Genomic DNA, 12,526 nt, shown 5'->3' on the forward strand with positions numbered 1-12,526 from the left:
TCGGCGATCTGCTGCAGAGTCGCGTTGATGTTCGTCGTCGGGGTCGTCGTCATCGATTGCACGCTGACCTGCGCGTCACCACCGACGAGGACCTTGCCGACCTTGATCTGGCGGGACTTGCGTCGGGAAGCGAGGATTACGGGGACTTTGGGCGTACCCAGGTTGATTGCGGCCACGAACGTAGCTTACGCGCCGGTGATCTGGCAAAGCTGAGCCCTTCCCCAGCGGGGAGCCTGTCAGCCGAACAGGTTGACCGGCTTGACGATGTCGGCGTAGATCAGCAGCAGGCTCATACCACCGAGGATCACGGCCACCGCCAGGGTCAGCGGCATCAGCCGGGCCGAGTCGACGGGCCCCGGGTCCGGGCGCCTGAACAGCTTCGCGATCCAACGGCGGATGCCCTCCCAGAGCGCCCCCACTACGTGCCCGCCATCCAGCGGCATCAGCGGCACCAGATTGAACACGAACAGGGCGATGTTCAGCGAGCCCAGCAGGCCGATCAGGCTCGCGGTCTTGCTCGCGATCGGGATCGTGTCGATGCTGGCGATCTCGCCCGCCACCCGGCCGACACCGACCACGCTGATCGGGCCGTTCGGGTCCCGCTCGCCCTGTCCGAACGCGGCGTTGGCCACGTCGATCAGGCGTTGCGGCAGGTTCAGGATCATGTGGAAGACCCCGGAGATGTTCTCGCCGACGGCGGGCAGCACCGCGGTGACCGGCTGCTGCACGAGTTCGCCGGCCGGGCCGATGCCGACGAAGCCGACCTCGGTGGTCTGTTCGGTGCCGTCGGCGTCCGTCACGATCTCGCCCGCGTCATCCGTGACGTAGCGCTCGGTGAGCTTGGGCGTGATGACGAGCGTCTGCTCGGCGCCGTCCCGGTCGACGACGACCTGCAGCGGAGTGCCGGAGGACTGCCGGATGATCGCGGTGGACTGCTCCCAACTAGTGATGGCGGTGCCGTCGATGCTCACCAGGCGGTCGCCGGGCTCGAGGCCCGCTGCGGCGCCCGGCGCGGCCTCGTCGTCCGCCGCACAGGTTTGCCGGTCGCTCGTGGCGGGCAGCACGCAGGCGCTGACACTGCCGACGGTCGTGCTGGCCTGGGTGGTGCCGAAGCCCATCAGCAGCACGGCGAAAAGCACCACGGCGATGACCAGGTTCATGAACGGGCCGCCGAGCATGATGACGACGCGTTTGAGAACCGGCAGCCGGTAGAACGCGCGGTGTTCCTCGCCCTCGCGGATGGTGTCGGCGCTGGCCTGGCGGGCGTCGTCGACCATGGTGCCGAGGGCGCCGGACTTCTTGTCCGGTTCGCCCTCCTGCACCAGCTGCTGGAAGAACCCGGTGCTGTTCGGGCGGGCCTTGGCGCCGGGCTTCGCCGGCGGGAACATCCCGATCATCGAGATGTAGCCGCCGAGGGGGATGGCCTTGACGCCGTACTCGGTTTCGCCCTTGTGCCGGGACCACAGGGTCGGCCCGAAGCCGATCATGTACTGGGTAACCTTGACGCCGAACAGCTTCGCAGGCACCAGGTGGCCGATTTCGTGCAGGCCGATGGACAGCGCCAGGCCGACTACGACCACGGCGACGCCCAGGATATACAAAAGCACGGTTTCCACAGTCGTAGATTAGCCTTCTTATGCTGCAAGGCTGCTGGTCGTTGACTGGCACCGAGCTATGCCCAAGACTTAGTTCTCACTTTTACACCGCCACTGTGCACCGCCGCGTTGCACCGCCCGTCCAGGAGGATTCCCTGTCTGCACCAACCGAGCCCATCGGCGACTCGTCGCAGTCTGACGGCCTCATCGGACTGGTCCTCGCCGACCGCTTCCGGCTGGACCGGCTGATCGGCACCGGCGGGATGGCCACGGTTTACGAGGCCGCGGACCTGGCCCTCGGCCGCACCGTCGCGCTGAAGCTGTTCCGGATGGACACAACAGACGACGCCGGCCCGCAGCGCCAGAGCGGCGAGGTCATGGTGCTGGCGAGCCTGAACCACTTCGCCCTGGTCACCCTGTTCGACGCCGGCTCGCAGCACGTCGACGGCAGCACCCGCTCGTTCATCGTGATGGAGTACATCGAGGGCCGGGACCTGCGCAGCCGCATCAGCGACGGCCCGGTGGCCCCCGCGGAGGTCGCCCGGATGGGCGCCGATTTGGCCGAGGCCCTGCACTACGTGCACGCCAAGGGCATCATCCACCGGGACATCAAACCCGCGAACGTGCTCCTCGCCCCGTCGGACTTCCCCGGTCGGGTGTCGCATGCGAAACTGGCCGACTTCGGCATCGCCAGGCTCTTCGACGCCACCCACCTCACCCGAACCGGCGCCGTGCTCGGCACCGCCGGTTACCTCAGCCCCGAGCAGGCGCTCGGCGAGCCGATCGGGCCACCCAGCGACGTGTATTCCCTGGGCCTGGTGCTTCTGGAGAGCCTGACGGCTGCCCGCGCCTTTCCCGGCACGGCGATCGAATCGGCCATGGCCAGATTGCAGCGCCAGCCCGAGATCCCGGCGGAGCTCGGCGCCCAGTGGCTCACCGTGCTGGCCGGCATGACCGCCCGCGACCCGGCCGACCGGCTCTCCTCAGCGCATGCCGCGGTGCTCCTGCGCGACCTCGTCCCGGCCGGTTCCTCGGATACCACGGCCGCCGCACCCGCCCAGCTCCTGGACGCCCCGACGGCGCTGCTGACCGCCCCGACGGGCACGGCCGCCACGGAACGCTACCCCACCACGACCGGGGACGAACGGACCATGGTGCTCCCGCGGTCGGGCGCCCCGGACCGTTCCGTGCAGACGGAGCGGCTGGAGGAGCCCGCCCCGCGGACCTCGCCGGCGCCACCGGCGCCGGCCGCCGTACCGGCTCGTCGCCCGCGCCGCCTGCCGCTGATCGTCGGTCTCCTCGTCGCCGCGGCCACCGCGATCGCGCTGGTCTTCTTCCTGCAACCGACCGACCCGGGTGCCGAGCCTCCCGCCTATCCGACCGTCGACGGCGACCTCGGCACCCACCTGAAGCAGCTCCAGGAAAGCGTGAACCCATGAGCGCCCGCCAGACTTTCCGCAGCCGTCTCGTGCTGGCCGTCGCCGGCATCGGCCTGGCCGGCAGCCTGCTCGCCGGCTGTGCGACCGAAACCCCCGACCTGACGGCCGACACGGCGGCCGGCTTGCAGGACGGCGTGCTCACGGTGACCTCAGCAGCCGCTGGCGGCGATTTCGCCGGGGCGCAGGCGGCCCTGGGCGTCGTGCAAACCGACCTGACCGCTGCGATCGAAGCCGACGGTGTCACGGCGGCACGGGCCGCCGAGATCCAGGCTGCCATCGACCTGGTCGCGGGCGACCTCGCGGCGGCCCTCGCGCCGGCCGGCGAACCTGCGGAGGGGCCTGTCGAAGAGGCTCCTGCCGAAGAGGCCCCGGTCGAGGAGGCCCCGGTCGAGACGCCGGAAGCCCCAGCCCCCGTGGAGACGCCGGTCGAGAGTTCGGTTGAGACACCGGTTGAAACCGAGGAACCCGAGGAACCCGAGGAACCCGAGGAACCCGACGATGTCGAGGAGGAACCGACGGAGCCCGCCCCCAAGTCGGAGAAGCCCGGCAAGGACAAAACCGACACCGGCGCCTGCGCGAAGAAGGACAAGTGCGAATAGTCGTCGCATCCTGCTAAACAGAGCACTCTGCTGCTAGACAGAGCACGGCGAGAAGATTTCAGGCGACCGCCTATGCCGTTCGAAACGCCAGCCAGCCAGTCGGAGGACCCATGCCCAAGCACCTCATCGTCGGAGCCGGCTGGGTCGGCAGCGAACTGGCCCGCCAGCTGGTGGCCCGCGACGACGACGTCACCGTGGCGACCCGGTCGGGCACGACGCTGCCCGGCACCACTCCGAAGGTGCTGGACGCGTCCGACCCGGTCGCCTTCGTCCTGGCGGCCGAGCGGATGGACACCATCTTCCTGTGCACCAATCCCCCGTATCCCGACTGGTCACGGCGCTGGCCGCCGGTGTTCGCTGCGGCGATCAGTGCGGCATCCGTCTCGCAGGCCGGCCTGGTGGTGATGGGCAACCTCTATCCGTACGGGTCACCGGCCGGGCCGATGACCGAGCACTCCCCCGAGACCACGACGGAATCGAAGGGCCTGATCCGCCGCAACGGCTGGCGACGGGTGCGCGAGGCGCACGAGCGTGGCGAGATCCGGGCCGTCGAGGTGCGCGCGAGCGACTACTTCGGGCTGGGCGTCACCGGCACGGCGCACCTGGGCGAGACCTTCTTCCGCCAAGTGCTGGCCTCCAGGACCGCGAGAGTCGTCGGCCTGCCCGCCGCCCTGCACAGTTGGAGTTTCCTGCCCGATATCGCCGCCACGATGATCGCCGCCGCCGGGTACTCCGGCGGCTGGGGCCGCATCTGGCATGTGCCGAGCGCGGCATCCAGTCGCACCGATATCGCCGCATCGCTGAACACCCGGTTCGGCAGCCACGGTATTGTGGCCGGCTACCCGACCTGGCTGCTGCGCTCGTTGGGCACGGTCAGCCCGCTGATGTGGGAGGTCCAGAAGTCCAGCTACCAGTTCACGGTGCCGTACGTGATCGACTCGGCGGCGACCGAGCGCGAACTGGGCGTGACGGCCACCCCGTGGGACGAGGCGCTGGTCGCGGTAGCGGAGAGCTACCGCAGCTAGCGGCGGGTGCGTGCCGCGATCACCGGGCGATCCGGTCGATGATCGTGTCGGCCGCCGCCCGGGCCCAGCGTTCGGCCTCGGCGAGGGACTCGAGGGTGAGCTGGCCCTGTGGTTCGTGGGCCTCCACCACGCGCTGCACGGTGTCGACGATGTCGAGATAGCCGACCCGGCCGGCGTGGAACGCCAGCACCGCCTGTTCGTTCGACGCGTTGAACACCGCGGGGTAGCTGCCCCCGGCGCGCCCGACCTGCTTGGCCAGTTCCACGGCCGGGAACGCCTCGTCGTCGAGGGGTTCGAACGTCCAGGTGTGCGGGGTGGTCCAGTCGATCGGCACGCCGACCGCGGCCACCCGGTTCGGCCAGTCCAGGCCGAGGGAGATGGGCAGGCGCATATTCGGCGGTGACGCCTGGGCGATGGTGGAACCGTCGATGAACTCGACCATCGAGTGGATGAGTGACTGCGGGTGCACGACCACGTCGATGCTCTCGTATGGCACGTCGAAGAGCAGGTGCGCCTCGATGATTTCCAGTCCCTTGTTCACCAGGGTGGCCGAGTTGGTGGTGATGACCAGTCCCATGTCCCAGGTGGGATGCGCGAGGGCCTCCCGGGGAGTCACGTTCGCCAGGTCCGCGCGGGACCGGCCGCGGAACGGGCCGCCGGAGGCGGTGAGCACCAGCCGGCGGACCTCGTCGGCGGTGCCGGAGCGGAGCGCCTGCGCGATCGCCGAGTGTTCGGAGTCCACCGGAACGATCTGGCCGGGCGCTGCGAGGGCCTTGACCAGGTCACCCCCGACGATGAGGGACTCCTTGTTTGCCAGGGCCAGGGTACGACCGGCCGTGAGCGCGGCCAGGGTCGGCCCGAGGCCCACAGAGCCGGTGATGCCGTTGAGCACGACGTCGGCGTCGACATCCCGCACCAGCTGCTCGGCTTCGACGGCGCCGAGCGCGGTGTCGTCGACGTTGAACGCGGCGGCCTGCTCCGCCAGGAGTTCCCGGTTGCTGCCGGCGGTCAGGCCGACCACCTCGAACCGGGTGGGGTTGGCCTTGATGACGTCGAGGGCCTGGGTTCCGATCGAGCCCGTGGACCCGAGAATGATGATTCGCTGCACGAGCCTATGGTAGGCGCACGGCGGGTGTATGCCGGGCCGCGACTGGCAGCGGCTGTAGGGTCGTTGAGTGACCGGAGCCAAGCACGACCCAGCGTCCGAGCCCGAAACCGAGCCGGTGGTCCCCGTCGAAGAGGTGCCGGCCCCCGACGAGACCGTTGAAAAGCCCGGAAAGGCCAAGCGGCCCGGGTTCGTCTATTTCCTCGGCTACGGCATCATGGCTCCCATCGCCCGCCTGGTCTTCCGGCCGCGGATCACCGGCAAGGAGAACATCCCTCGCGAGGGCAGGGTGATCCTCGCCAGCAACCACCTGTCCTTCATCGACAGCATCGTCATTCCGCTCACCGCACCGCGCCGGGTGCAGTTCCTGGCCAAGTCCACCTATTTCACCGGCACCGGCTTCAAGGGCTGGGTGTCCCGCCAGTTCTTCACGTCGATCGGGGCCGTGGGCGTCGAGCGCGGCGCCGGGCAGGCCGCCCAGATCGCCCTCGATGCCGGCCGGAACATCCTCGACGCGGATAGCGCCTTCGCGATCTACCCCGAGGGCACCCGGTCACTGGACGGCCGGCTGTACCGCGGCCGCACCGGGGTCGGCTGGCTCGCCCTCACGACCGGCGCCGTCGTGGTCCCGGTGGGCCTGATCGGCACCCAGGAGATCATGCCGGTGGGCTCGAAGATGCCGCGCATCCGCCGCATCAGCGTGAAATTCGGCGAGCCCATCGACGTCAGCGTGCACGGCACCGCCGACTCCGGTCGCGCCCGGCGCAAGGCCACCGACGAGATCATGGCCGCGGTCCACGAGCTGACCGGGCAGGAACTGGCGCACAGCTACAACGAATCACCGCCGACGACGGTCGTGCAGCGAGTCAAGCGCGCCATCTGGTGGCGCGAGCTGCGCTAGCCGCTTTGCCTTCGGCGCGCGCCACTCAGGACATAGTCCGCAAAAAAGGTCAGTATCTGGAATTTCGTCCTTTTAGGGTTTCGCATTCCTTATTTCCCGCCACCCGGTCACACTCGATTGAGCGGTGGCTCAGCGACCGGCTCGCGCGCTTCGTCACCGCCACCGACCCCCGGCCACGACAAGGAGACCCCCGCATGACCGCATCCGCTCACCCCGAACTCGACCTCTCCGTCTCCCGCATCATCCGGGCGCCCCGCGCCGCGGTGTGGAACGCCTGGGCCGATCCGGCCAGCTTCGAACAGTGGTGGGTGCCGGCGCCGACAATCTGCCGGGTGCGCGAGATGGACCTGCGCCCGGGCGGCTGATTCCGCACCGAGATCAGCGAGGATGGCCTCGCGTTCGGGCCGCACATCACCGGCTGCTTCCTCGCCGTCGACGAGCTCGAACGCATCGTCTACACGGATGCCCTCCTCGCCGGTTGGCGCCCCGCCGAGTCCTCATTCGTCACGGCCGTGATCACCATGACGGATCACCCCGACGGCACCGAGTACACCGCCACGGCCATGCACCGCAACGGTGCCGACCGCGACCAGCACGAGGAGCTCGGCTTCCAGGACGGTTGGGGCACGGTCATCCGTCAGCTCGCCGCCCTCGTCGAGCGCGGCGCAGCGGCCGGTCGCTAACGCTCCACATCGACCCATTCGTGGCCGAGGGCCTCCATGTCGACAGCACCGGCGGTCACCTGGGCGACGATCGCACCAAGCCTCTCGGCGTCCTCGCCAGCGATGTCGAGCAGGGCCTCCTGCCCGTACCTCGTGCCGAGGATGAGCACCCCGCGCTGGCGCAATTCGGCCTCGATCCGGCCCGCGTCCGCGTGGGACAGTGCGAGCCGGAACAGCTCGCGGCGCTCGCGGGCCACGAGCAGGCCGCGGGATTGGGCCTGGTCGATCGTGGTGAGAACGGACTCCGAGTAGGCGCGCACGAGACCGCCGGCGCCGAGAAGGGTGCCCCCGAAATAGCGTGAGACCACGGCCACACAGTCGACGAGGCCACGCCCGGACAGCGCCTCGAGCATGGGGCGACCCGCGGTTCCCGACGGTTCACCGTCGTCATTGGACCGGCGCACCTGATCGGGCGTGCCACTCGGCCCGATCACGAAGGCCGAGCAGTGATGGCGCGCGCCCCAGTGCTCCGCGCGCGCGGCGTCGATCGCGGCACGCGCGGCATCCTCGGTCTCGACCCTGACCAGGCGGCAGAGGAATCGAGACCGTTTCACGTCGATCTCGGCTGCAACCAGGCTGCCGACGCCGCCGAGCACAGTGAGATCCGGCATGGGCCCAGTCTCGCGCATGCCGAGGGCGAGGCGCCGCTCCCACCCGGCCGACATCCGTAAGCTGGGGGGCATGTCTTCTTCCTTCTCGGTCAGCCAGGAGCGCAAGCTCGTCACCGCCCTCCCGGGCCCACGGTCAATCGCGCTGCAGGAACGACGCGTTCGCGCCGTGTCTCGTGGTGCGGGAACCCTCGCGAACATCTACATGGACCACGGCGCGGGAGCGATCCTCGTCGACGTCGACGGCAACCAGATCATCGACCTGGGTTGCGGCATCGGCGTGACCACGATCGGGCACGCCCACCCGGAGGTGGCCGCGGCCGCCGCCGAGCAGGCCGGCAAGCTCACCCACACGCTCTTCACCGTCACGCCGTACGAGAACTACGTCCGCGTCGCGGAGAAGCTCGCCGAGATCACCCCCGGCGACTTCGAGAAGCACTCGATCCTGGTGAACACCGGAGCCGAGGCCGTGGAGAACGCGGTGAAGATCGCCCGCAAGTACACCGGCCGCCGCGCCATCGTGAGCCTGGACCACGCGTTCCACGGCCGTACCAACCTCACCATGGCGATGACCTTCCGCCCCTGGCCGGAGCGCGTGGGCATGGGCCCGTTCCCCGGTGAGATTTACAGCGTCCCCACCAGCTATCCGTACCAGGACGGCCTCTCCGGCGAGGAAGCGGCGGAGAAGACGATCGACTACATCCAGACCCACATCGGCGCCACCGAGATCGCGGCGTTCTTCGTCGAGCCGATCCAGGGCGACGGCGGCATCGTCATCCCCGCCCCCGGCTACTTCACACGCCTGAGCGAATTCTGCACCGAGAACGGCATCGTCTTCGTCTCCGACGAGATCCAGGCCGGCATCGCCCGTACCGGCGCCTGGTACGGCATCGAGCACCACGGCGTGGTGCCCGACCTGGTCACCACGGCCAAGGGCATCGCCGGCGGCTTCCCGCTGGCCGCCGTCACCGGCCGCGCCGAGATCATGGATGCCGTGCAGCCCGGCGGCATCGGCGGCACTTTCGGCGGCAACCCGGTGTCGACTGCGGCGGCCCTTGCGGTGTTAGACATCATCGAGCGCGACAACCTGCTGGGCGAGGCCCAGCGCGTGGAGAAGGCCCTCTGGGCTCGCATCGGCGACTGGGCCGACACCTTCGACATCGTCGGCGACGTGCGCGGCAAGGGCGCCATGTTCGGCGTGGAGCTCGTGCACCCCGGCACCAAGAAGCCGTTCCCCGAGGCGCTCGCCTTCGTGCTCAAGCACGCCACCACCAACGGCGTCATCGCGCTGGATGCCGGCAGCTGGGACTCCGTGCTGCGGATCATGCCGTCTGTGGTCATCTCCGAAGCCCTCATCGACGACGCCGCCTCGGTGCTCGAAGAGGCCTTCGCCCTGTTCGCGGCCGCCCAAGAATAGGCGCGCTCCTCGCGAAAGCGGTTTCGTGGTCATCTCCGCTGGGCGGACGTGACCACGGGGCCGCTTTCGCGGCTTAACGACCGGTCAGAGCAGCGACGCCGGATCGGCCACCCGGGTGACCGGTTCGTGGCCGATCGGGAAATTGACCGACGCGGCGATGAAGCAAGCCTTGGCTGCCTCGGCGTGCAGCGACGCGGCCAGCTCCACCTGGGCGGGGTCGGCGATGGTGACCTGGGGCCGCAGGGTCGCCGCGGTGAAGTGACCGCCGCCATCCGCGTTCTGGGCCATGGTGCCGATCGCGTTGTCGGTGTAGCCGAGGACGACCACCCCGTGCTTCAGCGCCACGTGCAGGTAGGACAGCATATGGCACTGGCTGAGCGCGGCCAACAGCAATTCCTCGGGGTTCCAGCGCTCGACGTCGCCGTGGAACGCACGGTCGGCAGATCCGAGGATCTGGTGTTTGCCCGGCGAGGTCAGGGTGTGGTCCCGGCCGTAGGCGCGATAGTGGCTGGTGCCGGTGCCCCGATTGCCGGTCCACTGGATCTGCACCGCATAGTGATGTGCACCGATCATGGTGTCTCCTCCGGGTTTTCCGCTTGCTGTCAATTCTCGCAGGGAATAGCCCCGGTGCCGTCCCGGGCTGGCGGTAAACTGGCCCGATCATGACTGACACGTTGACTGATTCCGCAGCCGCCTCCGCCCCCTCGTCCCCGGTGTACACGGTGACCCAGGAGCGCCGCATCGTGACGGCCATTCCGGGCCCGCGGTCGACGGCCATGCATGAGCGACGCCTGGCCGCGGTGTCCACCGGTGTCAGTTCCGCCCTGCCGGTGTACATCCGCAAGGCCAGCGGCGCCATCGTCGTCGACCTGGACGACAACCAGTTCATCGACCTGGGCGCCGGAATCGGCGTCACCACCGTCGGGCACTCGGAGTCCAGCGTCGTCGCCGCCGCGACCGGCCAGCTGAACGACTTCGTGCACACTCTCTTCACCATCACCCCGTACGAGGAGTACGTGCGGGTGGCCGAGTTGCTCGCCGCGCACACCCCCGGCAGCTTCGCGAAGAAGACCGTGCTGATCAACTCGGGCGCCGAGGCCGTGGAGAACGGCGTGAAGATCGCCCGCAAGTTCACCGGTCGGCGCGCCGTCGCCGTGCTCGACCACGCGTACCACGGCCGCACGGTGCTGACCATGGCGATGAACTACAAGGCTGCCCCGTACGCCACCGGCTACGGCCCTCTGGCGGGCGATGTCTACCACGCCCCGAACTCGTACCCGTATCACGACGGCCTCACCGGCCAGCAGGCCGCGGCCCGCACCATCGCCTACCTCGAGAAGGTCATCGGCGCCAGCGACCTGGCCTGCCTCGTCGTTGAGCCCATCCAGGGCGAGGGCGGTTTCATGGTGCCCGCCGAGGGCTACCTGGTACTGCTGCAGGAATGGTGCACCGCCAACGGGGTCGTGATGATCGCCGATGAGATCCAGAGCGGCATGGCCCGCACCGGCAAGTACTTCGCCAGCGAGCACTTCGGCTGGGAGCCCGACCTGGTGCTCGTGGCCAAAGGCATCGCCGGCGGCATGCCGCTGGCCGCCGTGACCGGCCGCGCGGAGATCCTCGACGCCTCCCAGCCCGGCGGGCTGGGCGGCACCTTCGGCGGCAACCCGGTGGCCTGCGCCGCCGCGATCGCCGTGTTCGACGCCATCGAACGCAGCAACCTCCTCGACGAGGGCGCCCGCATCGAGAAGACCCTCGTGGCCGGCCTCACCGCCCTGGCTGACAAGTACGACATCATCGGCGACATCCGCGGTCGCGGCGCCATGATCGCCATCGAACTGGTCGAATCCGGCACAAAGGACACCGCCAAGGTGCCCAACGCAGCGGCGGTCACCAAGATCGCCGCCTACGCGGCCCAGCACGGCGTGCTGCTGCTCACGGCCGGCACCTACGGCAACGTGCTGCGGTTCCTGCCGAGCCTGGCCGTGACGGATGCCTTGCTGGCCGACGCCCTGTCGGTCATCGACGACGCGATTGCGGCACTGTAATCGTGACGACGTCGACTCCGGCCGCGTTCGGCGCGGCAGCCCCCTCCACCGCTGGAACCATCGAGGTGATCGACTCGGTCGAACTGGCCGTCGTGGAACGCTCCGGCTTCATCGAGTCCCGCCACGCCGGAGCGGCCGTGGTCCTCAGCGGCGACGGCGCCGTGCTCCGGGCCCTCGGCGATGTCACCGCACCGGTGTTCCCCCGATCCTCAATGAAGCCGTTCCAGGCCATCGCCGTGATGGCCAGCGGCGTGGTGCTGCGCGGAGAGGACGCCGCGATCGCGACTTCCAGCCACTCCGGCACCCAGAAGCACACCGACCTGGTGCGGGGGCTCCTGGCACGCGCGGGGCTCTCCGAAGCCGACCTGGGCTGCACGCCGACCTGGCCAGGCGACTCCGCCACCCGCGACCACCTGGTGCGGCAGGGCGCCGGACCCGCCCCGATTTACTCGGACTGCTCCGGCAAGCACGCGGCGATGCTCGTGGCCTGCGTGCAGAACCACTGGATCACCAACGGGTACCTCGATCCCGAGCACCCGCTGCAGAAGCGTATCCTCGACGTCGTCGAGCGGTTCACCGGCGAACGGCCCGCCGCCAGCGGCGTGGACGGTTGCGGCGCCCCGGTGCACGCGCTGTCACTGACCGCGCTGGCCCGCGGTATCGCCCGCATCGCCACCTCGAAGTCCAGCTCACCGTTCGCGATCTACCGCGAGGCCGGGTTCCTGGCCGAGGCCGTTCGCGAGAACGGCTGGGCCATCGCCGGCCCCGGCCTGCCGGATTCGATCGCGATCGAGCGCCTGGGTCTGTTCATGAAGGGCGGCGCTGAGGGCATCATGGTGGCCTCCGCCGAGAACGGCACCACGGTCGCACTCAAGATCCTCGACGGCAACCTCCGGGCCGCCACGATCGTGGTGCTGAGCCTGCTCGCGGATGCCGGGGCCGTCGCCCGCGCCGACGTCGACGCTCTCATCCCGGAGCTGAAGCTCACGGTCTCCGGCGGCGGCAAGCCCATCGGCCAGATCCGCGCCAGTTACGTCTGACTCGTTCACGAAAGCGGTCGTGGGCGCCGA

12 protein-coding genes and 1 pseudogene are annotated in these 12,526 nt (G+C 69.4%); 8 read left to right on the top strand and 5 right to left on the bottom strand.

Going from position 1 to position 12,526, the window contains the following annotated elements:
- Nucleotides 1-176 (bottom strand): flavodoxin-dependent (E)-4-hydroxy-3-methylbut-2-enyl-diphosphate synthase (locus tag JWP54_RS02290; RefSeq protein WP_297366758.1); only part of this gene is annotated, 176 nt, incomplete at its 3' end.
- 60 nt (nt 177-236) lie between these two features.
- Nucleotides 237-1,616 carry a site-2 protease family protein gene (locus tag JWP54_RS02295; protein ID WP_297366660.1) on the bottom strand — a complete coding sequence of 460 codons (1,380 nt, stop codon included), beginning with the start codon at nt 1,614-1,616 and terminating at the stop codon, nt 237-239.
- A gap of 95 nt (nt 1,617-1,711) precedes the next feature.
- On the opposite strand from JWP54_RS02295, the gene JWP54_RS02300 reads away from it, so the two are divergent.
- The 3 genes from JWP54_RS02300 (at nt 1,712) to JWP54_RS02310 (ending at nt 4,658) form a co-directional block, all read left to right on the top strand.
- Complete coding sequence (locus JWP54_RS02300) at nt 1,712-3,034, top strand: serine/threonine-protein kinase (RefSeq protein ID WP_297366662.1); 1,323 nt, start codon at nt 1,712-1,714, stop codon at nt 3,032-3,034.
- Nucleotides 3,031-3,633, top strand: coding sequence for a hypothetical protein (locus JWP54_RS02305; RefSeq protein ID WP_297366664.1), 603 nt, complete (start codon nt 3,031-3,033; stop codon nt 3,631-3,633). Before JWP54_RS02300 ends, JWP54_RS02305 begins: the two co-directional genes overlap by 4 nt.
- A 110-nt stretch (nt 3,634-3,743) precedes the next feature.
- Nucleotides 3,744-4,658: an NAD-dependent epimerase/dehydratase family protein gene (locus JWP54_RS02310; RefSeq protein WP_297366666.1), complete on the top strand. Its 915-nt coding sequence runs from the start codon at nt 3,744-3,746 to the stop codon at nt 4,656-4,658.
- 19 nt (nt 4,659-4,677) lie between these two features.
- Here JWP54_RS02310 and dxr read toward each other — a convergent pair whose 3' ends face one another.
- Entirely contained in the window at nt 4,678-5,766 is a 1,089-nt protein-coding gene (gene dxr, locus JWP54_RS02315) for a 1-deoxy-D-xylulose-5-phosphate reductoisomerase (protein WP_297366668.1), read from the bottom strand.
- A 214-nt stretch (nt 5,767-5,980) separates the two neighbouring features.
- On the opposite strand from dxr, the gene JWP54_RS02320 reads away from it, so the two are divergent.
- Both JWP54_RS02320 and JWP54_RS02325 read left to right on the top strand, forming a co-directional pair.
- Nucleotides 5,981-6,664, top strand: a complete 684-nt coding sequence (locus JWP54_RS02320) for a 1-acyl-sn-glycerol-3-phosphate acyltransferase (RefSeq protein WP_297366760.1) — start codon at nt 5,981-5,983, stop codon at nt 6,662-6,664.
- Between the two features lie 194 nt (nt 6,665-6,858).
- Nucleotides 6,859-7,347 (top strand): annotated as a pseudogene (locus tag JWP54_RS02325) (SRPBCC family protein).
- Here the strand turns inward: JWP54_RS02325 and JWP54_RS02330 are convergent.
- Nucleotides 7,344-7,997: a YigZ family protein gene (locus JWP54_RS02330; RefSeq protein ID WP_297366670.1), complete on the bottom strand. Its 654-nt coding sequence runs from the start codon at nt 7,995-7,997 to the stop codon at nt 7,344-7,346. The pseudogene JWP54_RS02325 and the gene JWP54_RS02330 sit on opposite strands and share 4 nt — an antisense overlap.
- Before the next feature lie 70 nt (nt 7,998-8,067).
- Between JWP54_RS02330 and JWP54_RS02335 the strand changes: the two genes are divergently transcribed.
- Nucleotides 8,068-9,411: an aminotransferase class III-fold pyridoxal phosphate-dependent enzyme gene (locus JWP54_RS02335; protein WP_297366672.1), complete on the top strand. Its 1,344-nt coding sequence runs from the start codon at nt 8,068-8,070 to the stop codon at nt 9,409-9,411.
- An 84-nt stretch (nt 9,412-9,495) separates the two neighbouring features.
- On the opposite strand, the gene JWP54_RS02340 is transcribed toward JWP54_RS02335, so the two are convergent.
- Nucleotides 9,496-9,984 (bottom strand): OsmC family protein, encoded by a 489-nt coding sequence (locus JWP54_RS02340; protein WP_297366674.1) that lies wholly within the window; start codon nt 9,982-9,984, stop codon nt 9,496-9,498.
- A gap of 89 nt (nt 9,985-10,073) precedes the next feature.
- Between JWP54_RS02340 and gabT the strand changes: the two genes are divergently transcribed.
- Together gabT and JWP54_RS02350 are read left to right on the top strand one after the other, a co-directional pair.
- Nucleotides 10,074-11,456: a 4-aminobutyrate--2-oxoglutarate transaminase gene (gene gabT / locus JWP54_RS02345; protein WP_297366676.1), complete on the top strand. Its 1,383-nt coding sequence runs from the start codon at nt 10,074-10,076 to the stop codon at nt 11,454-11,456.
- A 2-nt stretch (nt 11,457-11,458) separates the two neighbouring features.
- Nucleotides 11,459-12,496, top strand: coding sequence for an asparaginase (locus tag JWP54_RS02350; protein WP_297366678.1), 1,038 nt, complete (start codon nt 11,459-11,461; stop codon nt 12,494-12,496).
- Nucleotides 12,497-12,526 lie beyond the last annotated feature (30 nt).

It is taken from the genome of Cryobacterium sp. (assembly GCF_025463825.1).
Classification (GTDB): domain Bacteria; phylum Actinomycetota; class Actinomycetes; order Actinomycetales; family Microbacteriaceae; genus Cryobacterium.